Origin of the sequence: Algorimicrobium algoritergicola (assembly GCF_008086165.1) — a bacterium.
GTDB lineage: Bacteria > Bacteroidota > Bacteroidia > Flavobacteriales > Flavobacteriaceae > Algorimicrobium > Algorimicrobium algoritergicola.
Genome location: NZ_VSKL01000003.1, coordinates 22,882 through 44,179, shown reverse-complemented (window position 1 = coordinate 44,179; position 21,298 = coordinate 22,882). Strand labels below are relative to the sequence as shown.

Below are 21,298 nucleotides of genomic sequence, written 5' to 3'. Positions count from 1 at the left end.
GATGTTAACAAAACAAGCTGAAAGATTAAATTTCTCGTCTATTATAAATAGAACAGAATATCCTGACTTTATGGATATTCAGATAAAATCCTTCCAGGATTTTTTCCAGCTAGAAACTAAATCTGAAGAAAGAGGAGACGAAGGTTTATATAACACCTTTTTGGAAAACTTCCCAATTACAGATACACGTAATCAATTTGTTTTAGAATTTTTAGATTACTTTATTGATCCACCACGTTATACAATTGAAGAATGTATAGAACGTGGACTAACATATAGTGTACCACTTAAGGCTAGACTTAAATTGTACTGTACAGACCCTGAACATGAGGATTTCGAGACCATTGTTCAAGATGTGTATTTAGGAACAATTCCTTATATGACACCTTCTGGTACATTCTGTATCAATGGTGCAGAGCGTGTAGTTGTATCGCAGTTACACAGATCACCAGGTGTATTCTTTGGTCAATCATTCCATGCTAATGGAACAAAATTATATTCAGCCAGAGTTATTCCATTTAAAGGATCATGGATTGAATTCGCAACAGACATCAATCAAGTGATGTATGCGTATATCGACCGTAAGAAGAAATTACCTGTAACAACGTTATTCAGAGCCATTGGTTTTGAACGTGATAAAGATATTTTAGAAATTTTTGATCTTGCTGAAGAAATTAAAGTTTCGAAAGCAGGACTTAAAAAAGTATTAGGACGTAAGCTTGCAGCACGTGTACTTAACACATGGCATGAGGATTTTGTTGATGAAGATACGGGTGAAGTAGTATCAATTGAACGTAACGAGATTGTATTAGATCGTGACACCGTTCTTGATAAAGATAATATTGAAGAAATTCTTGAAACAAGTGTAAAAACGGTTCTTTTACATAAGGAAAGTGCACAACAAGGAGATTACGCAATTATTCATAACACCTTACAAAAGGATCCAACAAACTCTGAAAAAGAGGCTGTTGAACACATATACCGTCAATTACGTAATGCAGAGCCGCCAGATGAGGAAACTGCACGTGGTATTATTGACAAGTTATTCTTTTCTGACCAACGTTACTCTTTAGGAGAAGTAGGTCGTTATAGAATGAACAAAAAATTAGGTCTTGATATTGGTATGGATAAGCAAGTGCTTACCAAAGAAGATATCATTACTATTATTAAATACTTAATTGAACTTATCAACTCTAAAGCAGAAATTGATGATATTGATCACTTATCTAACCGTCGTGTACGTACAGTTGGTGAGCAATTATCTCAACAGTTTGGTGTTGGTTTAGCACGTATGGCGCGAACTATTCGTGAGCGTATGAATGTACGTGACAACGAAGTATTTACACCTATCGATTTAATTAATGCTAAGACATTATCATCTGTTATTAATTCATTCTTTGGTACTAACCAATTATCGCAATTCATGGATCAAACCAATCCACTTGCTGAAATTACGCACAAGCGTCGTTTATCAGCTCTTGGACCTGGAGGTTTATCTCGTGAAAGAGCGGGTTTTGAAGTACGTGATGTTCACTATACACACTACGGACGTTTATGTCCTATTGAAACACCAGAAGGACCAAACATTGGTTTAATTTCGTCACTTTCAGTATTTGCTAAAGTGAATTCTATGGGATTCATTGAAACTCCTTACCGTAAAGTAACGGATGGCGTTGTAGATATTAAGAGTACTCCTATTTATTTAAGTGCTGAAGAGGAAGAAGATAAATTAATTGCACAAGCAACTGTTAAGGTTGATGAAAACGGTAAAATTTTACATGATAAGGTAATTGCGCGTATGGAAGGTGACTTCCCAGTAATTGACCCAAGTGAAATTCATTATACCGACGTTGCACCAAATCAAATTGCTTCTATTTCAGCTTCATTAATTCCATTCTTGGAACATGATGATGCCAACCGTGCATTAATGGGATCTAACATGATGCGTCAGGCCGTACCATTATTACGTCCGCAAGCACCAATTGTTGGAACAGGATTAGAAAGACAAGTAGCATCAGATTCTCGTGTATTAATAAATGCAGAAGGAAGTGGTGTTGTAGAATATGTTGACGCTAACGAAATTACTATCAAATACGATAGAACAGAAGATGAAGCGAAAGTAAGCTTTGAAAGCGATACAAAAACATATCCACTTGTTAAGTTCAGAAAAACCAACCAAGGAACCTCTATTAATTTAAAGCCAATTGTTCAAAAAGGTGATAAAATTAAGAAAGGTCAAGTTCTTTGTGAAGGTTATGCAACACAAAAAGGAGAATTAGCTTTAGGGCGAAATATGAAAGTAGCCTTTATGCCTTGGAAAGGGTATAACTTTGAGGATGCTATTGTGATTTCTGAAGAAGTAGTAAGAAATGATGTGTTTACATCTATTCATATTGATGAATATTCATTAGAAGTTCGTGACACCAAATTGGGTAACGAAGAATTAACTAATGATATCCCTAACGTTTCAGAAGAAGCGACTAAAGATTTAGATGAACACGGTATGATTCGTGTTGGAGCAGAAGTGAAACCTGGTGATATTCTTATTGGTAAAATTACACCAAAAGGAGAATCAGATCCAACTCCTGAAGAAAAATTATTACGTGCTATTTTTGGTGATAAAGCTGGTGATGTGAAAGATGCATCACTAAAAGCGTCTCCATCATTACATGGTGTAGTAATTGATAAAAAATTATTTGCTCGTGCCGTTAAAGATAAGCGCAAGAGAGCTCAAGATAAAGAAGATATTGCAGCATTAGAAGCTTTATACTTCAAAAAGTTTGATGATTTACAAGACGTTCTAGTTGATAAACTATTCACAATTGTATCTGGTAAAACGGCTCAAGGTGTCTTTAATGATTTAGGTGAAGAAGTATTACCAAAAGGTAAGAAATATACACTTAAAATGTTAAATGCTGTAGATGATTATACCCACTTAACTGCTGGATCTTGGACTACTGATGATTATACCAATAAATTAGTAGCCGATTTAATTCACAACTACAAAATTAAAGAAAACGACTTACAAGGTTCTTTACGTCGTGAGAAGTTTACTATTTCTGTAGGTGATGAATTACCAGCTGGTATTATCAAACTAGCTAAAGTTTACATAGCTAAAAAACGTAAACTTAAAGTAGGTGATAAAATGGCAGGTCGTCACGGTAACAAAGGTATTGTAGCGCGTATTGTTCGTCAAGAAGATATGCCATTCCTTGAAGACGGAACACCTGTTGATATTGTTTTAAATCCACTTGGTGTACCATCTCGTATGAACATTGGGCAGATATATGAAACTGTTCTTGGTTGGGCAGGTCAAAAATTAGGTCGTACGTATGCGACGCCTATTTTTGATGGTGCAACCCTTGATCAAATTAATGAATTTACAGATGAAGCTGGAATTCCAAGATTTGGCCATACCTATCTATATGATGGTGGAACAGGAAACCGCTTTGATCAGCCAGCAACCGTAGGAGTTATCTACATGCTGAAACTTGGTCACATGGTTGACGATAAAATGCACGCACGTTCTATTGGACCTTACTCATTAATTACGCAACAACCATTAGGTGGTAAAGCACAATTTGGTGGTCAGCGTTTTGGAGAAATGGAAGTTTGGGCATTAGAGGCTTATGGTGCATCTGCAACATTAAGAGAAATATTGACCGTTAAATCTGATGATGTAATTGGTAGAGCTAAAACATACGAAAGTATAGTTAAAGGTGAGCCAATGCCAGAACCAGGATTGCCAGAATCTTTTAACGTGCTTATGCATGAATTGAAAGGTTTAGCACTGGATATCAGATTAGAAGAGTAATATTTACGGGGCAATTCGTAACTGGCCCAAATAAAAAAAAACCGTTGTATGTAAGGACAGTCTTCGGACTGTCCATACTAAAAACATAAAACATGGCAAGAAAACAAGATAAGAATACAGTACAGAGATTTAATAAAATCTCCATTGGTTTAGCGTCACCAGAGTCTATTTTAGCAGAATCTCGCGGTGAAGTTCTAAAGCCAGAAACTATCAATTATCGAACTCATAAACCAGAACGTGATGGTTTATTCTGTGAGCGTATTTTTGGTCCTGTAAAGGATTATGAATGTGCCTGTGGAAAATACAAGCGTATTAGATATAAAGGTATCGTATGTGACCGTTGTGGTGTAGAAGTAACTGAAAAGAAAGTACGTCGTGATCGTGTTGGGCACATTAATTTAGTGGTTCCAGTTGCGCACATCTGGTACTTCCGTTCATTACCAAATAAAATTGGTTACTTACTTGGTTTACCATCTAAGAAATTAGATATGATTATTTACTACGAACGTTATGTAGTAATTCAACCAGGTATTGCTAAAAATGCAGAAGGAGAACCGGTTCAGAAAATGGACTTCCTTACTGAAGAAGAATACTTAAACATATTAGAAACCTTACCAAAAGAGAATCAATACTTGGACGATAAAGATCCAAATAAATTCTTGGCTAAAATGGGTGCTGAATGTTTAATTGAACTTTTATCACGTATTAATTTAGATGAATTATCATTTGAATTACGTCATAAAGCAAATACAGAAACGTCAAAACAACGTAAAACAGAAGCTTTAAAGCGTTTACAAGTGGTTGAAGCTTTGCGTGAGTCTAACGAAAATCGTGAGAATCGTGCAGAATGGATGATTTTAAAAGTTATTCCAATTATTCCGCCGGAATTACGTCCGTTAGTACCGTTAGATGGTGGTCGTTTTGCAACATCAGATTTAAATGATTTATATCGTCGTGTTATTATTCGTAATAACCGATTAAAGCGTTTGGTTGAAATTAAAGCACCAGAAGTTATTTTACGTAACGAAAAACGTATGTTACAGGAATCTGTAGATTCGTTATTGGATAATACACGTAAATCATCTGCTGTAAAAACAGATTCTAACCGACCATTAAAATCGTTATCAGATTCATTAAAAGGTAAGCAAGGACGTTTCCGTCAAAACTTACTTGGTAAGCGTGTGGATTATTCAGCACGTTCTGTAATTGTTGTTGGACCAGAATTAAAATTATTCGAATGTGGTATTCCAAAGGATATGGCAGCCGAATTATACAAACCTTTTGTAATTAGAAAATTAATTGAAAGAGGTATTGTTAAAACTGTAAAATCTGCGAAGAAAATTATAGATAAAAGAGAGCCTGTGGTTTGGGATATCTTGGAAAACGTTCTTAAAGGACATCCAGTATTACTTAACCGTGCGCCTACGCTTCACCGATTAGGTATTCAAGCTTTCCAACCAAAGTTAATTGAAGGAAAAGCTATTCAGTTACACCCATTAGTTACTACGGCATTTAACGCCGATTTTGATGGTGATCAAATGGCTGTGCATTTACCATTAGGCCCTGAAGCTATTTTAGAATGTCAGTTATTAATGTTAGCATCGCATAATATTTTAAACCCAGCTAATGGTTCGCCAGTAGCAGTACCTTCTCAAGATATGGTACTTGGTTTATATTATATGACGAAAGAGCGTATATCAACCGACGAAGTTAAAATTAAAGGTGAAGGTTTAACATTCTATTCTCCGGAAGAAGTAGTAATCGCTTATAATGAAGGTCGTGTAGAATTAAATGCGTCAATTAGAGTAAGAACATACGCTTTTAATGAAGCTGAAGAGTTAACGTTACAAGTTATAAGTACCACAGTAGGTCGTGTATTATTTAACGATAAAGTACCTCATGCTGCTGGTTATATTAATGAAGTATTGACTAAAAAATCACTACGTAATATTATTGGTGATATTTTAAAAGTGACAAGTGTGCCAGAAACGGCTGCTTTCCTTGATGAAATTAAAACTTTAGGTTACAACTTCGCATTCCAAGGTGGATTATCATTTAGTTTAGGTGATATTATTATCCCACCAGAAAAGCAATCTATGATTGATGGTGCGAATGTTAAAGTTGATGGTATTATGGCCAATTATAACATGGGTCTTATTACTAACAACGAACGTTACAACCAAGTTATTGATATCTGGACATCAACGAATGCTGAATTGACTGAATTGTCTATGAAGCGTATTCGTGAAGATCAACAAGGTTTCAACTCGGTGTATATGATGCTTGATTCTGGTGCTCGTGGATCTAAAGAACAGATTCGTCAGCTTACAGGTATGCGTGGATTAATGGCGAAACCGAAGAAATCGACTGCAGGTGGTGGAGAAATTATTGAAAATCCAATTCTTTCTAACTTTAAGGAAGGTCTTTCAATTTTAGAATACTTTATCTCAACGCACGGTGCACGTAAAGGTCTTGCCGATACGGCTCTTAAAACTGCCGATGCTGGTTACTTAACACGTCGTTTAGTAGATGTATCTCAAGATGTTATTGTAAATAGCGTTGATTGTGGTACGTTACGTGGTGTAGAAGTTTCACCATTAAAGAAAAATGATGAAGTTGTTGAAACGTTAGCAGAACGTATTTTAGGTCGTATTTCATTAAACGATGTTTACAATCCATTAACAGATGAGTTATTGGTTGGAACAAACGAAATGATTGATGAAGTTATTGCTAAAAGAATCCAAAATTCACCAGTAGATGCTGTTGAAGTGCGTTCAGCATTAACATGTGAAGCTAAACAAGGAATCTGTGCCAAGTGCTACGGTCGTAATTTAGCAACCGGGAAAATGGTACAACGTGGAGAAGCTGTTGGTGTAGTAGCTGCACAATCTATTGGAGAACCAGGTACACAGTTAACATTACGTACATTCCACGTAGGTGGTATTGCAGGTAACATTTCAGAAGAAAATAAATTGATTGTTAAATTTGATGGTATTGCAGAAATTGATGAGCTTAAAACTATTAAGGGTGAAGACTCTGATGGAAACGTAGCTAACATGGTTATCTCTCGTACCTCTGAATTGAAATTAATTGATAAGAAAACAGGTATCACATTAAGTACGAATAACATTCCTTACGGTTCTACTATTCTTGTTAAGAATGGTGATGCACTTAAGAAAGGTGATGTTGTTTGTTCATGGGATCCATATAACGGTGTAATTATTTCAGAATTTGCTGGTAAAGTACGTTATGAAAACATCGAACAAGGTTTAACATATCAAGTAGAAATTGATGAGCAAACTGGATTCCAAGAAAAAGTGATTTCTGAATCTAGAAATAAAAAGCTTATTCCTACACTTCATATTGAAGATGCCAAAGGAAGCACTATGCGTTCTTACAACTTACCAGTTGGAGCTCACTTAATGATTGACGATGGAGAGAAAATTAAAGTTGGTAAAATTTTAGTTAAAATTCCTCGTAAATCTGCCAAGTCTGGTGATATTACGGGTGGTTTACCTCGTGTAACGGAATTATTCGAAGCGCGTAACCCATCTAACCCAGCAGTAGTTAGTGCTATTGATGGTGTGGTATCATTCGGTAAAATTAAGCGTGGTAACCGTGAAATTATTGTAGAATCGAAATTAGGTGAAATTAAGAAGTACTTGGTTAAATTATCAAATCAGATTCTTGTTCAAGAAAATGACTTTGTAAAAGCAGGTATGCCTTTATCTGATGGTTCTGTTACGCCAAATGATATTTTAAATATCAAAGGCCCTTCAGCGGTTCAGCAATACTTAGTGAATGAAGTACAAGAAGTATATCGTTTACAAGGTGTGAAAATTAATGATAAGCACTTTGAGGTTGTTGTAAGACAAATGATGCGTAAAGTTAGAATCATGGATTCTGGTGATACGACATTCCTTGAAAACCAATTGGTTCATAAAGCAGATTTCATTGTAGAAAATGATGATATTTTCGGAATGAAAGTTGTTGAAGATTCAGGAGATTCTGTAAATATTAAAGCAGGTCAAATTATTTCTCCTCGTGATTTAAGAGATGAAAATTCTTTATTACGTCGTGAAGATAAGAAGTTAGTTGAAGCACGTGATGCACAACCAGCTACGGCTACGCCAATTTTACAAGGTATTACAAGAGCATCGCTACAAACCAAGTCGTTTATATCAGCAGCATCGTTCCAGGAAACTACAAAAGTTCTTAACGAAGCAGCCGTAAATGGTAAGGTAGATACACTTGAAGGTCTTAAGGAAAATGTAATTGTAGGTCATAGAATTCCAGCTGGTACTGGTATGAGATCTTATGAAAACATTATCGTTGGATCCAAGGAAGAGTTTGATGAAATGATGCAAGCTAAACAAGAAGTTAATTATAACTAATTAATAAACTAAAAATAGCGTGAAGAAATTCACGCTATTTTTTTATAATATACTATTATGAGTGATAAACCAAATCAGAAAAAACAAGGACAAATAAATATTGAAATTGATGAGAAAGTAGCAGAAGGAACCTATTCCAATCTTGCTATTATTAATCATTCCGTTTCGGAATTTGTAGTTGATTTTGTTAGTGTTATGCCGGGTACACCAAAAAGTAAGGTGAAATCTCGAATTATTCTAACACCACAACATGCCAAACGTTTATTGAAAGCACTAGGCGAAAATGTAACGCGTTTTGAAAATGCACATGGTGAAATCAAAGATTACGAGCAACCTCCAATACCATTGAATTTTGGACCAACAGGACAAGCTTAATATTGAATTAAAGCTTGTAAACTCATAGATGTCTTTGAAGAGGTTCTCGACATTTTTTTTTACGAGCAACCTCCAATTCCACTTAATTTTGGACCAACAGGTCAAGCTTAAATAAAAAAAATCCCTTTAGATAAGGGATTTTTTAATTTATACGATTTAGGTTTTTTTAGCAAGCTTCTTTCTTATTCAAGCAATATTGTAAAGCGCCAGACGGACACTTCTTCACCTGATTAATGATGTTTTCACTAGAGTCCCCCTCTAAATCTATCCAAGGTATTACGGATTGCCTGAATACATTAGAAAGTTCTGATGCACAACGCTCCGCATTCATGCATTTAGTTGGACTGTAGGTTACAGTAATATCCTTATTACTGAAAAACTGGTCTTTAGTTCTCATAGTAATTAATAATTTGGGGTTATTCTAGGCTAAAATTTATAAACACGAGCTAACTGACACATCTGTTTATCGATTAAATGTATTAAAAATTCGATTAAATACAAATTTATAACTTGTTTTTTCGATTAACAACCATTTTATCGTTATTTAATACTCGGATGTATAGTGGAATTTAATGTTCGGATACTTTTGCTGGGTCATCTGTAATGAAAACGACGAATCCGCTAAAAATACCATCTGATCTTGTTTGTCTTTAGCCAAAAAACGCTGTTTCACACGAATGAATTCTTTATATTCATCACTCTTAACGTCTTTCGCTTCAATCCAACAAGCTTTGTGTACATTTAGATTTTCATAGGTACATTTAGCACCATATTCATGCTCTAAACGGTATTGGATTACTTCATACTGTAAAGCACCAACTGTACCAATTACTTTTCGGCCGTTAAGTTCTAAAGTGAATAGTTGCGCAACACCTTCATCCATTAACTGATCAATACCTTTGTTCAATTGTTTGGATTTTAATGGATCTGCATTATTAATATATCTAAAATGTTCTGGACTAAAACTTGGCACGCCTTTGTAGTTTATAATTTCACCTTCGGTTAAGGTATCGCCAATTTTAAAATTACCAGTATCATGTAATCCAACAATATCTCCAGGATAAGACACATCTACAATTTCTTTCTTTTCAGCAAAAAAAGCATTCGGACTTGAAAATTTTAATTTTTTGTTGCTTCTAACATGTAAATAGGGCTTGTTACGCTCAAACTTTCCAGAAACAATTTTAATAAAGGCTAAACGGTCCCGATGATTCGGATCCATATTGGCATGAATTTTAAAAACGAAACCGGTAAAATTCTTTTCGTCAGGTTTAACAAGGCGTTCTTCACTTTGTTTCGGTCTTGGTTTTGGTGCAATTTCCACGAAACAATCTAACAATTCTCGAACACCAAAATTATTTAAGGCAGAACCAAAAAATACAGGTTGCTGTTCCCCACTCAAATATCTGTCTCTATCAAAAGTTGGATAAATACCTTCTACTAATTCTACTTCTTCACGAAGCGTATTAGCGGCTTTTTCACCAATTAGTTCATCAATTTCACTAGATTGTAAATCAGAAATTTCAATTGTTTCTTCAATATCTTTTCGACTATCACCACTAAATAGATTGATATTCTTTTCCCATAAATTGTAAATACCCTTAAAGTCATAGCCCATTCCTATAGGGAAACTTAAAGGCACCACACTTAAACCTAATTTCTGTTCTACTTCATCCAATAAATCGAAAGCATCTTTACCTTCACGATCCATTTTGTTGATGAAAACAATCATAGGGATATTTCGCATTCGGCAAACTTCAACTAATTTTTCGGTTTGTTCCTCCACACCTTTGGCCACATCAATCACTACAATAACACTATCCACAGCGGTTAAGGTTCTAAAGGTGTCTTCAGCAAAATCCTTGTGTCCAGGTGTATCTAGAATATTAATTTTAATGCCATCATATTCAAAAGCTAAAACAGAAGTTGCAACGGATATTCCACGCTGGCGTTCAATTTCCATAAAATCACTAGTTGCGCCTTTTTTAATCTTGTTACTTTTTACAGCACCTGCTTCTTGAATAGCACCACCAAATAATAATAATTTTTCGGTTAAGGTGGTTTTTCCGGCATCTGGGTGCGAAATAATACCAAAAGTACGTCGTCTGTTTATCTCTGAAGTAAAACTCATATTCTGTTTTAAAATGGGTAGCAAAGATACATTTTATCTATGCAAAAAATGTTATGCTTTTCGGGCTTTTTATTTTTGTGATAAGTTTGTTGTATTTTTAATTTTATGAATGGTATTTTTACGGTATGATTGAAGAACAAGTAATTTTAGTTAATGAAAATGATGAGCAAATAGGGCTGATGGGCAAAATGGAAGCTCATAAAAAAGCATTGTTGCATCGTGCGTTTTCGGTATTCGTTTTTAATGATAAAAAGGAGTTAATGATTCAGCAACGTGCTATGCACAAATACCATTCTCCAGGATTATGGGCAAATACCTGTTGCAGCCATCAACGTGATGGTGAAAGTAATATTGAGGCTGGAAAGCGTCGACTTCAAGAAGAAATGGGTTTTGTAGCTGATTTAGAAGAGTCTATTTCATTTATTTACAAAGCGCCTTTTGATAATGGCTTAACTGAACATGAATTCGATCATATTATGATAGGCTATTTTAACGATGCGCCTAAAATTAATCCTGATGAAGTTGCAGCTTGGAAATGGATGGCTTTAGATACTATAAAAGCAGATATGAAACTTCAACCGGATTTATATACAGCATGGTTTAAAATTATCTTCCAAAAATTTTATGAACACATAAATATTACAGAACAATGAGAGTAACCGTAAGTAGAAAAGCGCACTTTAATGCAGCTCATCGTTTGTACCGTAAAGATTGGCCGGATCAAAGGAACGATGCTGTTTTTGGCAAATGTAATAACCCTAGTTTTCATGGTCATAATTATGATTTGATTGTGAGTGTTACTGGTGAAATTGATCAAGAAACGGGTTATGTTCTAGATGTGAAAATTTTAAAGGATTTAATAAAGTCTAAAATTGAAGATGCCTTCGATCATAAAAACCTGAATGTTGATGTTCCTGAATTTCAAGACTTAAATCCTACTGCTGAAAATATAGTTGTTGTTATTTTTAATAAGTTACGTCCACATTTAGCTGCTAATTTAGATCTTGAGATAACACTATATGAAACACCTCGAAATTTTGTAACCTATTCTGGTAAGTAATGAAAAGCCCGCTCTATCCCATAAAATTCACACCCATTTTAAAAGATAAAATTTGGGGAGGTGAGAAATTGAAAAATATTCTCAATAAACCATCAACGGTGAAAAATGTTGGTGAAAGTTGGGAAATTAGTGATGTTGAAGGCGATACATCTATGGTCGCTAATGGGAGTTTAGAAGGCCAGTCCTTAAAGCATTTATTAAGCACTTATAAAGGTGATTTGATAGGCGAACAAAATTACGCGCAATTTGGAAATACCTTTCCTTTGCTTATTAAATTTATTGATGCCAAGGAAGATTTATCCATTCAGTTGCACCCTAATGATGCATTAGCCGCCAAACGTCACAATTCCTTTGGAAAAACTGAAATGTGGTATGTAATGCAAGCGGATCAAGATGCGAATTTAATTGTTGGATTTAATCAACCTATGAATTCAGAAATCTACCTGAAGCATTTGGAAAATAAAACACTTCCTGAAATTTTAAATTTTGATACAGTTAAAACAGGCGATGCTTATTTCATTGATGTTGGTCGAGTTCATGCTATTGGAGCAGGAGTATTGCTAGCGGAAATACAACAAACAAGTGATATTACCTATCGTGTTTACGATTGGGATCGGGTGGATGATAAAGGAAATGAGCGTGAACTTCATATTGATTTAGCTTTGGAAGCTTTCGACTTTAATATGCCTGAAAATTTCAGAGTTAGTTATTCAAAAGTTGAAAATAAGGCTAATGCTATGGTAACTTGTCCATATTTTACCGTTAATTATTTGAAATTATCGGAGAATCTTATAAAAACAAATGCCAAGGATTCTTTTATTATTTATATGTGTGTGGCTGGACAAGTAACAGTAAAAGTAAATGGTTTTAGTACGGCTTTACAAACTGGCGAAACGGTATTACTACCAGCCGCTTTAACGAATTTTGAATTAGTAACTGATAACGCCACATTGTTAGAAGTTTACGTGTAAATAAAAAATAATTTCTTTGCATTTAAATAGCACATCTAAATAACGTGAATACAATTAAATTAACTACTTTTGTAAAAATTTTAAAATTACTATTATGGCAAATAAAAGAGACCTAAAAAAAGACATTAATTATGTGTTAGGTGATATTATTGAAGCAGTTTATGTTTGGGAATATTCAAACACAGACAAGGATACAAAAAAGAGTGAAGCAATTATTGACGAAGCAATCGCAACGTTTGATACCTTAATTGTTAAAGTAAATGATAGAAGTGTTGAGGATAAAAAAGCACACTTTAAAGCTATTAATGCGGAACTTGAAGAAAAAGGACGTGCGTTAATCGAAAAAATTAATAAATTAGGATAAAAAATAGGAAAAAATAGTTGCACATGTAATTTTCAGGATTATATTTGCAGCTTCTTTTGCCGATGTAGCTCAGCTGGCTAGAGCAGCTGATTTGTAATCAGCAGGTCGTGGGTTCGAGTCCCTCCATCGGCTCTAAAGTTTAAACTCCAATACTAGAAATAGGTTGGAGTTTTTTTGTTTTTATAAAGGATATAAAAAGCCTGCTTTTCTGGGACAGGAAATAAATATTAATAGGGATAACTTAATATAAAGCTCCAAAACAAAAATAATGCTGTTTGGAGCTTTTATAGTTTTTAAGTACTTATTACTTTGATGTTATTTGAAAATAAGGCGTGAGTATAAAATCAGAGCATGGAAAATAATTATATCCCTAAATTCCAGCCAACAATCAATTTAATCATATTGGTTTTTAAATTAGCGTCGTAATACTCCGGAACACTACTAGTATCTATCAGACCAAAATCATCACGAATTTCAATAGTTATAGTGTGTTTATCTGAAAGGGCAATGTTGGCTCCTATACCAGCTGAAATACCTGTGTCAATTTTATTGCTTTCGGGAGCTGGCCCGTTACCATATTCTAAATATTCGGAGTCTGTTTTATCGCTTATTACAAAATTTATAAATGGACCTGCATTCACAAAGAAATTAGAATTCCAAAATTCGTATTTCAGTAAAACTGGAATGTTTATTAGTCCAATTTTGCGATTAAAATCCTGTTTACTACTTTCTGTTCCGCCATAATAACTAAAAAATGTGATTCTGTATTCTTGAGTTTTTTGTTCATAATTAATATTTGTCTTTAATGATAACTTTTCGCTTAAATAATAATCAAATGAAGCACCTATTAAGAAGCCCGCTTTAAAGTTGTGGTATTTCGCGTTATCAAATCCGTAAACAGATGGGTAATTAATACCAGCGTTTAAGCCAATTTTAAAATTTGATTGCGCTTGAATTGTAAGTGAACCAATAATAACGATAAGTAGTAGTGAAATTTTTTTCATAAAATAAGGGTTTAATTAAATGGGAAATGAAAAGCCAATTGTTGCAGCTCCTGCAAATTGTCTATTGAAGGGTGATAATAAAAAGTGAGTTCAATTTCAAAATTATGATTTCTACCTATGGCTAATCCATAAGTGACAGGTATATGAACTACAAATCCATTTTTTTCTACATTTGTATAAGGCGTTATAGTTGTAAAAGAACCAATTGAGGTACCAATGCCTGTTTCCACATAAGGTGCAACCCAAGGGATTGGTATTGCAAATCGTAATTTGCCACCCAATAATAAGGCGCTTGTTGATACTTGGTAACCTAATTGTGGTTGAGACGTGTAGTCGTTATGAGAAGAAGCTAACATGACACCAACATACGGTCTTAGGCCAAACCATCTTGAAATTCCAAATACATATTCTCCTTGAGCATAAAACCCGTTAGATGATACATCTGCATCATCAAAAGGTAGGCTGGCTCCCAAACCTAAAGAGGCTTTAATATATGGGCCTTTTTTTGGTTGGGCTTTAACAGAATGTAATGTAAAAAGCACAAAGAATAAAAGACCGAATGTTGTAATAGATCTGGGGATCATAATTTTTACAATGTTAACTGGGGTATTCGAGAGCTTAATTAGCCTTACGCTCCCTAATATAAGCATCCAATTCCTTACCATATTTAGAGGCTTTAATTTCTGGCGTTAAAGAGTTATTAATCGTGTCTAACCATTTTATTTGCGCATCATAAATTTCAGTTAAGGCTACGTAAGGTGCTACATCACTGTCTTTGTTTTGAATAGCAAAATTAACTGTGTATAAATACTTACTTTTAAGTAGATTCTCATAAGCTTTCATATTGGTAGCCATTAAAGTAGAATCATTTTGAGTTTTAGCATCTATTTCAGCTTTAATTAATTCCAGATTTTTATCGTTATAACGATCCATCATTTTTAAATAAGTTTCAAAAATGACTTGCTGCTTGGACCCTTTAATTTCCGGATTTAATTCGAAGTTTTTTAAATTAGCGTTAATTTCAGTCACACCTTTATCAGCAAAAAAAGAGATTTTACCATAAGCATCTTTATTCGTTTTGTTTAAATGTAGAAAGAAAACTTCAGGAGATTCTAAATCCGCATGAAGTTCAAAAGTAGATTCGCCATTAATGGTTAGAGAATCGACCGTAATTAAAGTTGAATCTTGAATTTTCTGTAGGTATAAAGTGCCTTTTTTTAAATCTTTGATGGTTCCTTTTACGGTTAAATCATGTTGTTCTTTTCCACAGGAAACTAACAATAAAAGGGCTAATACTATAAATGAATGCTTCATTAGTTATTTTGAATTTTAGGGCGCAAATATCTTATAATTATTGTTTAAATACTAACCAACGGCTGCTAATCGCATTAAAATTGTACAACCAATTGCCGCAATGGTTCCAATAGCATAACCAAACACAGCAAGCAGAACGCCAACCGTTGCTAAAGATGGATGAAAAGCCGAAGCTACAATAGGAGCAGAGGCTGCACCACCAACATTGGCTTGACTTCCAACGGCTAAGAAGAAATAAGGTGCTCTAATAATTTTGGCTACAATAATCAATAATATGGCGTGTATGGTCATCCAAATTAATCCAACAGCAATCAGTCCAGGATTATCAAAAATGGACATTAAATCTATTTTCATACCAATGGAGGCAACTAGAATGTAAATGAATACGGATCCATATTTACTGGCTCCAGCACCTTCGTAATTTTTTGCTTTTGTAAAAGATAGAAGAATGGCAATTAAAGTGGCAATGCTAATCATCCAGAAGAATTGTGAATCTAAAAAGGTAAAGGTATTTCGCATGGTGTTAGACTCAATACCGCTAACCACATCACTGAAAAATGGTGCTAAAATATTCGCGCCAATATGTGCTATACTAACAGTTCCAAACGCAATAGCTACAATAATCATAATATCCGTTAATGACGGATTACGATTAACACTTTTAGAAAACGATGTTACTCTATCTTTTAAAGCTTCAATGGCTGAATTATCAGCACGTAACCATTTGTCAATAGCTTTAGAGCGACCAATACCAATTAAAATAATGGCCATCCAAATGTTGGCAACCACAATATCCACAAATACCATTTTTCCATATTCTGATTGGTTGTATTGGTATATTTCTAACATGGCCGTTTGGTTGGCGCCACCACCAATCCAGCTTCCTGCAAGTGTTGATAAACCTCTCCAAACTGCATCTGGTCCAGCACCTCCAACAGTTTCAGGCGATACCAAAGATATTAGTAGAATAGCAATTGGACCTCCAATTACAATACCTAATGTTCCTGTTAAAAACATGACTAATGCCTTCCAACCTAAATTGAATACCGCTTTTAAATCGATGCTTAATGTCATTAATACCAAGGCAGCAGGCAGTAAATACCGACTCGCCATATAATATAAACTGGTGCTTTCTTTTGTTATTTCGCCAGCTTCGTTGACGGTTTCCCATTCTGGAGCAATAAGTCCAGTAGTTGTTAATACAGCTGGTAACATATATGCCATAAATAAACCTGGAACTATTTTGTAGAATTTTGGCCAAAACCCAGTTTTTATGGATTCCGTATAAAAAATGAATCCAAGTGTGAGCATTAAAAGTCCAAAGACAATTGTGTCATTCGTAAAAATTGGTTCTTGCATGGTTGGTTATTATTTTGAGCTGCAAAATACCAAAATAAACGGGTTAAAAAAAGCGACTTTAGGAGTCGCTTTTATTTGAAGTGTTTTTTTTCGATTTTGGCAATCTATTATTCTCTTTTAAGTATTGCATAAGCATCCACTCAATTTGGCCATTGGTGCTCCTAAACTCGTCAGAAGCCCATTTCTCAACGGCTTTGAGCATCTCTTCATTGATTCGTAATGCAAAGGCTTTTTTCTTGGACATGCTATTTTTTTATATATGTTTCAAGGGTATTTATTAATGTTTCAGATAGTGGATAATCTGGTGATTTATATGATTTCTCATTATCTTCATCACTATCTATTCGTTTTAGCACATGATTCATGTTGGGAATAATGACTAATTCCGACTTTGGATTTGCTTGATGTAAGCCTTCAGCATCGCTTTCAAAAACCTGTAAATCTTTATCACCATTTAAAATTAAAATAGGCATTTTGAGTTTTTTTAGTTCTTCAGAAGGATTATAAATCATCCAAGAATTAAAAAACCCTTGATTGGGTTTGGCGAAAATACCTGCTAATTCAGGATCCACATGTTCAATACTTCCAGTTTCACGCAATTCTTTAAAATGTGCTTCTACTTTCTGGCCTAATGTGTCATTCTGTATTTTGTATTGTTTAATCATGGCAACATCAACAGTTTTCGAAGGTCCAGCTAGAGATACATATTTATCAACATGTTTAGTGGAAGCCAACATGGCAACTAACGAGCCTTGACTGTGCCCAATTAGTGTGATACTTGAAAATCGCTCATCATCTTTGAAATTGTTAATAGCTATTTTAGCGTCATCTGCAAAGCGAACAAAATCTAAATCCTTCATCATGTATCGTAGGTTTAGCCAATTGGCAGAACGCTTATCATACCGGTAAAAAGCAATATCACGCTGGTTTAAACTATCAGCTAATTGTCTGATATAATTAGCATTTGCCAAACCTAACTGGTTGCCATTTCGGTCAACGTTTCCAGAGCCATGAATAAAAATAACCAAAGGCTGCTGTTTTAATTCCTTGTTATAGGTTAAGGTGCCTGGAAGAATAATACTATCATTTTTTAGCATGATGTCTTCCGAAGTAATCGATTTTTGCGCTACAATTAATTGGCTAGCACAAAGAAGAATTAGCAATAAATTTATTTTTTTCATAATTATCTGTTTTTATCACGTTCAAAAACAACACTGGTATAATTTTGAGCTATGTGTATCACACGCCAACCTTCGCGACCATATTGATTAATTAAATCTTCAAAACTTTGCATGCGGTTTCGCCAACCTAATTGTGGAACTTCAACTTTGTATTCTTTCATGATTTTTTTCTTTATAATATGTATATGCAATTATAACTCCTATGCAAGTACCAATAAGAGTTCCAAATACAACGCCATAAGCAACCGTATTTGTAACAGCTCCAATAGTAACACCTATGCTTGACCCTATACTACTACCTACGGCAATACTTATTATTTGCTTATTAGTCATATTACATATTTAATGTACCAGCATTTACAATTGGAGAAGCATCCTTATCACCACATAAAACAACCATTAAATTACTAACCATAGCAGCTTTACGTTCATCATCTAAATGGACAATATTTTTCTTACTTAATTCATCTAAAGCCATTTCAACCATGCTTACAGCACCTTCCACAATTTTATGTCTAGCTGCAACAATAGCCGTTGCTTGCTGACGTTTTAGCATAGCGTTTGCAATTTCTTGAGCGTAGGCTAAATAACCAATTCTGGCTTCTAAAACTTCAATACCTGCGATAGATAAACGTTCGTCTATTTCTTTCTCTAATGCTACGCTGACTTCATTTAAACTAGAGCGTAAGGTAATATCTTCGTCTAAACCTTCATCGGCAAAATTGTCATACGGATACATACTGGCTAGTTTTCTTACAGCTGCATCTGTTTGTACACGTACAAAATTCTCATAATTATCCACATCAAAAGCGGCTTTGTAGGTGTTTTGTACACGCCAAACTAAAATGGTACTTATCATGATAGGATTTCCGAGTTTATCATTGACCTTCAGTCGCTCACTGTCAAAATTACTCGCTCGTAATGATATTTTTTTCTTGGTATAAAATGGATTTACCCAGTAAAAACCATTCTGCTTAATGGTGCCAACGTACTTTCCGAACAATAGTAGAACGCGAGAACCATTAGGTTGCACCATAATAAAGCCAGGTGCAATAAATAAAGCTATAACCACAATTGCTACATAGGCTGGGTTTTCTGTGGCAATAGCAATGGCAATGCTTCCAAAAAATAATGCTAGGAATACAAATAGCATTAAGTAGCCGTTTGCGGGTGAAATAATTTTCTCTTCTTTCATGATTAGTTATTTATTATGATATTAAATTGATATCATAAAGATATGTATAAAATTTTTAGTGTGCAAATCATTTTTGGCACGACTATTGAAATACAGTTAGTGTTATTGTAACTTAACTTTAATTAGAGTGTGGTTACTCAAATTAAAAACAATAACATTTCATATTTTTGGTTGGTTAGTAAGGAAAGCACTCTTTTTAGAGTGCTTTCTTTTTTTAAACTGGAAGTAATGTGTATTATTTTATAAATGTAGTTAGTGCTTCAACAAGTTCTGGAGCTAATGGTCTAAACGATTCATTGTAAGATTTTGAATTTTCTAGATCGCCACCTTCAATAATGAATAACACATGATTCATATTGGTGATGTTTTTTAATGTTCCTTGTTTGGCAGCATCTTGAAGTTCTTGTGCTTCCGCTGTAGAAACTTGTAAATCTTTAGTGCCATTAATAATTAAGACAGGACTATTTAGAGTTTTAATAATTTCAACAGGATGGTATTGCATCCAATTACCCATAAAATCTTGGGTGTCCAAACTAAAGATATTGGAGAGTGCTTGTGGAAAATCAGTTGTTGTTTTTCCAGTCTTTAACACATTAAAAACCCGTTCCGCATCGGGTTTTAATCCAGGAGCCGTTTGTTCTATTTGTTCTAATATGACCTGGTCAATACTTTTAGCTGAACCACCTAACGAAATAAGTCCTGCAACATTTTCGTCAGTAGCCAACATACCTATCAAACTACCTTGACCATGACCTATTATATATATAGACGCATAATTATTTTTTTTAACAAAATAGTTTACAACATCTTTTGCGTCCTTAATATAATCGTCAAACGTCAATCGCGCATTTACACGTCCTTTTAATATCTGTTTCACGATCCGTTTATCATACCTAAAAGAACTAATGCCATTTTCAGCCAAACTATAAGCTATTTTTTTAAGGTTATTATTTTTTTGAAAATTCTGATTCCCATTTCTATCTGTTGGACCATAATCGCCAATGATAATCGCTAAAATATTTTTACGAGCATCTGTTGGTTCTAATAAAGAACCATCAACAAAAGGAGATACTTCAATTTCCGTTTGAATGGTAGTAGGTTCTTGCGCAATTGTTTGAAATGTAAATGAAAGCGCTAAAATGGAAAGGAATAATTTCATAGTAAAGGGTTATTGAAATTGAATAAAAATTACTTTTTATGACATACAACGTAAAATTACAATTTTTAGATATGTCTCTTTTAAAAATTCAATCTAAAATTACGAACGAATAAATGTGCATTTCGTCGGGCAAAAACGATATTTAATCGATAAATGTTAAAAAAATATGCATTTCATCGAAAATATTAGCTTTTAAACGTTGTAATTAAAAAGTAATTTTATATTTGAAGTGTACTAAAAGACATACTTTTTAGTTCAATGGATTAATTAATTAATATTTGCATTATGTCGTTGATACTAGAGACCCTAAATCTAACAGCATAATAATAAAGCAAATAAAAACGAAACCGAGGTTGAGGGACCTCGGTTTTTTTATTACACTATTTTCCGAAACGTCAAATTAATACGTTCGCCAACATCTCTTTTAGTTTTCGGAATTTGATGAAGCCAATACTGTTGCATTTCGCCAGCCATAATAAGTAAACTACCGGATTCTAATAGTAGCTTATGTCTTTCTGTTTTAATTGCACGATGTTTAAAATGAAAGTACCTAGAAGCACCTAAACTAAAGGATGCAATTATTGGATTTTTACCCAGTTCTTTCTCATTATCCGCATGCCAACCGTTACTATCAGACCCATTTCGATATCTGTTTAGTAAAACTGTTGAAAAGCTGGTGTTAGCTTCGTTTTCAATATCGGTTTTAATATGCGCTAATTCGTCCGTAAACATTTCTGGATGCATGGTTATATTAGAGTAGGAGTAGCTTTTCTTGTTGTCTGCATATAAAGCTGTAAGTCGTGGTTGCGGATGTGTTTTTCCAAAAATAGTAATATCATCTTGATGCCAAGCACAATTTTCTTTAAGAGACATAAATAAATCGTTGGCCTTTTGTGGGTTATAAAAATGCGGTATATATATCAGTTCGGCTTGTGGTAATTTAAAAACAGTTTTATTGGAAGAAAATAAGTCCATCG

Annotated in this window: 19 protein-coding genes and 1 tRNA gene; 8 read left to right on the top strand and 12 right to left on the bottom strand. The window is 34.3% G+C overall.

Going from position 1 to position 21,298, the window contains the following annotated elements:
- Nucleotide 1: 1 nt before the first annotated feature.
- From rpoB to ES675_RS09235, 3 genes are all read left to right on the top strand, one after another.
- Nucleotides 2–3,814 carry a DNA-directed RNA polymerase subunit beta gene (gene rpoB / locus ES675_RS09245; RefSeq protein ID WP_066251142.1) on the top strand — a complete coding sequence of 1,271 codons (3,813 nt, stop codon included), beginning with the start codon at nucleotides 2–4 and terminating at the stop codon, nucleotides 3,812–3,814.
- Nucleotides 3,815–3,906: 92 nt separating this feature from the next.
- Nucleotides 3,907–8,208, top strand: a complete 4,302-nt coding sequence (gene rpoC, locus ES675_RS09240; protein WP_066251147.1) for a DNA-directed RNA polymerase subunit beta' — start codon at nucleotides 3,907–3,909, stop codon at nucleotides 8,206–8,208.
- Between the two features lie 57 nt (nucleotides 8,209–8,265).
- Nucleotides 8,266–8,583, top strand: a complete 318-nt coding sequence (locus ES675_RS09235) for a DUF3467 domain-containing protein (protein WP_066251151.1) — start codon at nucleotides 8,266–8,268, stop codon at nucleotides 8,581–8,583.
- Between the two features lie 166 nt (nucleotides 8,584–8,749).
- Here the strand turns inward: ES675_RS09235 and ES675_RS09230 are convergent, their stop codons facing one another.
- The gene (locus ES675_RS09230; protein ID WP_082985900.1) at nucleotides 8,750–8,980 is read right to left on the bottom strand and encodes a (4Fe-4S)-binding protein; all 231 of its coding nucleotides are present in this window, start codon (nucleotides 8,978–8,980) and stop codon (nucleotides 8,750–8,752) included.
- A gap of 147 nt (nucleotides 8,981–9,127) precedes the next feature.
- On the bottom strand, nucleotides 9,128–10,714 hold the full coding sequence (locus tag ES675_RS09225; protein ID WP_066251156.1) for a peptide chain release factor 3: 1,587 nt from the start codon (nucleotides 10,712–10,714) through the stop codon (nucleotides 9,128–9,130).
- Nucleotides 10,715–10,839: 125 nt separating this feature from the next.
- Here ES675_RS09225 and idi point away from each other — a divergent pair, with 125 nt between their 5' ends.
- From idi to ES675_RS09200, 5 genes are all read left to right on the top strand, one after another.
- Nucleotides 10,840–11,367, top strand: coding sequence for an isopentenyl-diphosphate Delta-isomerase (idi, locus tag ES675_RS09220; RefSeq protein WP_066251160.1), 528 nt, complete (start codon nucleotides 10,840–10,842; stop codon nucleotides 11,365–11,367).
- Nucleotides 11,364–11,774: a 6-pyruvoyl trahydropterin synthase family protein gene (locus tag ES675_RS09215; RefSeq protein ID WP_066251164.1), complete on the top strand. Its 411-nt coding sequence runs from the start codon at nucleotides 11,364–11,366 to the stop codon at nucleotides 11,772–11,774. Before idi ends, ES675_RS09215 begins: the two co-directional genes overlap by 4 nt.
- Nucleotides 11,774–12,745 carry a type I phosphomannose isomerase catalytic subunit gene (locus ES675_RS09210; RefSeq protein ID WP_066251166.1) on the top strand — a complete coding sequence of 324 codons (972 nt, stop codon included), beginning with the start codon at nucleotides 11,774–11,776 and terminating at the stop codon, nucleotides 12,743–12,745. The genes ES675_RS09215 and ES675_RS09210 overlap by 1 nt, the downstream gene beginning before the upstream one ends.
- Nucleotides 12,746–12,839: 94 nt before the next feature.
- A complete protein-coding gene (locus ES675_RS09205) occupies nucleotides 12,840–13,109 on the top strand; it encodes a hypothetical protein (protein ID WP_066251171.1) in 270 nt (89 codons plus the stop codon).
- Between the two features lie 58 nt (nucleotides 13,110–13,167).
- A tRNA-Thr gene (locus ES675_RS09200) sits at nucleotides 13,168–13,241 on the top strand.
- Nucleotides 13,242–13,471: 230 nt separating this feature from the next.
- Here the strand turns inward: ES675_RS09200 and ES675_RS09195 are convergent.
- From ES675_RS09195 to ES675_RS09145, 10 genes are all read right to left on the bottom strand, one after another.
- Complete coding sequence (locus tag ES675_RS09195) at nucleotides 13,472–14,113, bottom strand: porin family protein (RefSeq protein ID WP_066251174.1); 642 nt, start codon at nucleotides 14,111–14,113, stop codon at nucleotides 13,472–13,474.
- Nucleotides 14,114–14,124: 11 nt separating this feature from the next.
- Nucleotides 14,125–14,697: an outer membrane beta-barrel protein gene (locus tag ES675_RS09190; protein ID WP_066251177.1), complete on the bottom strand. Its 573-nt coding sequence runs from the start codon at nucleotides 14,695–14,697 to the stop codon at nucleotides 14,125–14,127.
- Between the two features lie 34 nt (nucleotides 14,698–14,731).
- Nucleotides 14,732–15,427: a DUF4369 domain-containing protein gene (locus ES675_RS09185; RefSeq protein ID WP_066251179.1), complete on the bottom strand. Its 696-nt coding sequence runs from the start codon at nucleotides 15,425–15,427 to the stop codon at nucleotides 14,732–14,734.
- A 51-nt stretch (nucleotides 15,428–15,478) separates the two neighbouring features.
- Entirely contained in the window at nucleotides 15,479–16,786 is a 1,308-nt protein-coding gene (locus ES675_RS09180) for a DUF819 family protein (RefSeq protein ID WP_066251183.1), read from the bottom strand.
- Nucleotides 16,787–16,844: 58 nt separating this feature from the next.
- Nucleotides 16,845–17,030, bottom strand: coding sequence for an Arc family DNA-binding protein (locus ES675_RS09175; protein ID WP_066251184.1), 186 nt, complete (start codon nucleotides 17,028–17,030; stop codon nucleotides 16,845–16,847).
- Nucleotide 17,031: 1 nt separating this feature from the next.
- Nucleotides 17,032–17,967: an alpha/beta hydrolase gene (locus ES675_RS09170; protein ID WP_066251187.1), complete on the bottom strand. Its 936-nt coding sequence runs from the start codon at nucleotides 17,965–17,967 to the stop codon at nucleotides 17,032–17,034.
- A 2-nt stretch (nucleotides 17,968–17,969) separates the two neighbouring features.
- Nucleotides 17,970–18,128, bottom strand: a complete 159-nt coding sequence (locus ES675_RS09165; protein ID WP_148367401.1) for a DUF4177 domain-containing protein — start codon at nucleotides 18,126–18,128, stop codon at nucleotides 17,970–17,972.
- A 173-nt stretch (nucleotides 18,129–18,301) separates the two neighbouring features.
- Nucleotides 18,302–19,162: an SPFH domain-containing protein gene (locus ES675_RS09155; RefSeq protein WP_066251192.1), complete on the bottom strand. Its 861-nt coding sequence runs from the start codon at nucleotides 19,160–19,162 to the stop codon at nucleotides 18,302–18,304.
- A gap of 235 nt (nucleotides 19,163–19,397) precedes the next feature.
- A complete protein-coding gene (locus ES675_RS09150) occupies nucleotides 19,398–20,321 on the bottom strand; it encodes an alpha/beta hydrolase (protein WP_066251197.1) in 924 nt (307 codons plus the stop codon).
- Nucleotides 20,322–20,696: 375 nt separating this feature from the next.
- A complete protein-coding gene (locus tag ES675_RS09145; RefSeq protein ID WP_066251200.1) occupies nucleotides 20,697–21,296 on the bottom strand; it encodes an alpha-ketoglutarate-dependent dioxygenase AlkB family protein in 600 nt (199 codons plus the stop codon).
- Nucleotides 21,297–21,298 lie beyond the last annotated feature (2 nt).

What these genes read in the sequence shown, in the direction of transcription:
- rpoB (WP_066251142.1), top strand. Translation starts at nt 2, where the DNA reads ATGTTAACAAAACAAGCTGAAAGATTAAATTTCTCGTCTATTATAAAT.
- rpoC (WP_066251147.1), top strand. Translation starts at nt 3,907, where the DNA reads ATGGCAAGAAAACAAGATAAGAATACAGTACAGAGATTTAATAAAATC.
- ES675_RS09235 (WP_066251151.1), top strand. Translation starts at nt 8,266, where the DNA reads ATGAGTGATAAACCAAATCAGAAAAAACAAGGACAAATAAATATTGAA.
- ES675_RS09230 (WP_082985900.1), bottom strand. Translation starts at nt 8,980, where the DNA reads ATGAGAACTAAAGACCAGTTTTTCAGTAATAAGGATATTACTGTAACC.
- ES675_RS09225 (WP_066251156.1), bottom strand. Translation starts at nt 10,714, where the DNA reads ATGAGTTTTACTTCAGAGATAAACAGACGACGTACTTTTGGTATTATT.
- idi (WP_066251160.1), top strand. Translation starts at nt 10,840, where the DNA reads ATGATTGAAGAACAAGTAATTTTAGTTAATGAAAATGATGAGCAAATA.
- ES675_RS09215 (WP_066251164.1), top strand. Translation starts at nt 11,364, where the DNA reads ATGAGAGTAACCGTAAGTAGAAAAGCGCACTTTAATGCAGCTCATCGT.
- ES675_RS09210 (WP_066251166.1), top strand. Translation starts at nt 11,774, where the DNA reads ATGAAAAGCCCGCTCTATCCCATAAAATTCACACCCATTTTAAAAGAT.
- ES675_RS09205 (WP_066251171.1), top strand. Translation starts at nt 12,840, where the DNA reads ATGGCAAATAAAAGAGACCTAAAAAAAGACATTAATTATGTGTTAGGT.
- ES675_RS09195 (WP_066251174.1), bottom strand. Translation starts at nt 14,113, where the DNA reads ATGAAAAAAATTTCACTACTACTTATCGTTATTATTGGTTCACTTACA.
- ES675_RS09190 (WP_066251177.1), bottom strand. Translation starts at nt 14,697, where the DNA reads ATGATCCCCAGATCTATTACAACATTCGGTCTTTTATTCTTTGTGCTT.
- ES675_RS09185 (WP_066251179.1), bottom strand. Translation starts at nt 15,427, where the DNA reads ATGAAGCATTCATTTATAGTATTAGCCCTTTTATTGTTAGTTTCCTGT.
- ES675_RS09180 (WP_066251183.1), bottom strand. Translation starts at nt 16,786, where the DNA reads ATGCAAGAACCAATTTTTACGAATGACACAATTGTCTTTGGACTTTTA.
- ES675_RS09175 (WP_066251184.1), bottom strand. Translation starts at nt 17,030, where the DNA reads ATGTCCAAGAAAAAAGCCTTTGCATTACGAATCAATGAAGAGATGCTC.
- ES675_RS09170 (WP_066251187.1), bottom strand. Translation starts at nt 17,967, where the DNA reads ATGAAAAAAATAAATTTATTGCTAATTCTTCTTTGTGCTAGCCAATTA.
- ES675_RS09165 (WP_148367401.1), bottom strand. Translation starts at nt 18,128, where the DNA reads ATGAAAGAATACAAAGTTGAAGTTCCACAATTAGGTTGGCGAAACCGC.
- ES675_RS09155 (WP_066251192.1), bottom strand. Translation starts at nt 19,162, where the DNA reads ATGAAAGAAGAGAAAATTATTTCACCCGCAAACGGCTACTTAATGCTA.
- ES675_RS09150 (WP_066251197.1), bottom strand. Translation starts at nt 20,321, where the DNA reads ATGAAATTATTCCTTTCCATTTTAGCGCTTTCATTTACATTTCAAACA.
- ES675_RS09145 (WP_066251200.1), bottom strand. Translation starts at nt 21,296, where the DNA reads ATGGACTTATTTTCTTCCAATAAAACTGTTTTTAAATTACCACAAGCC.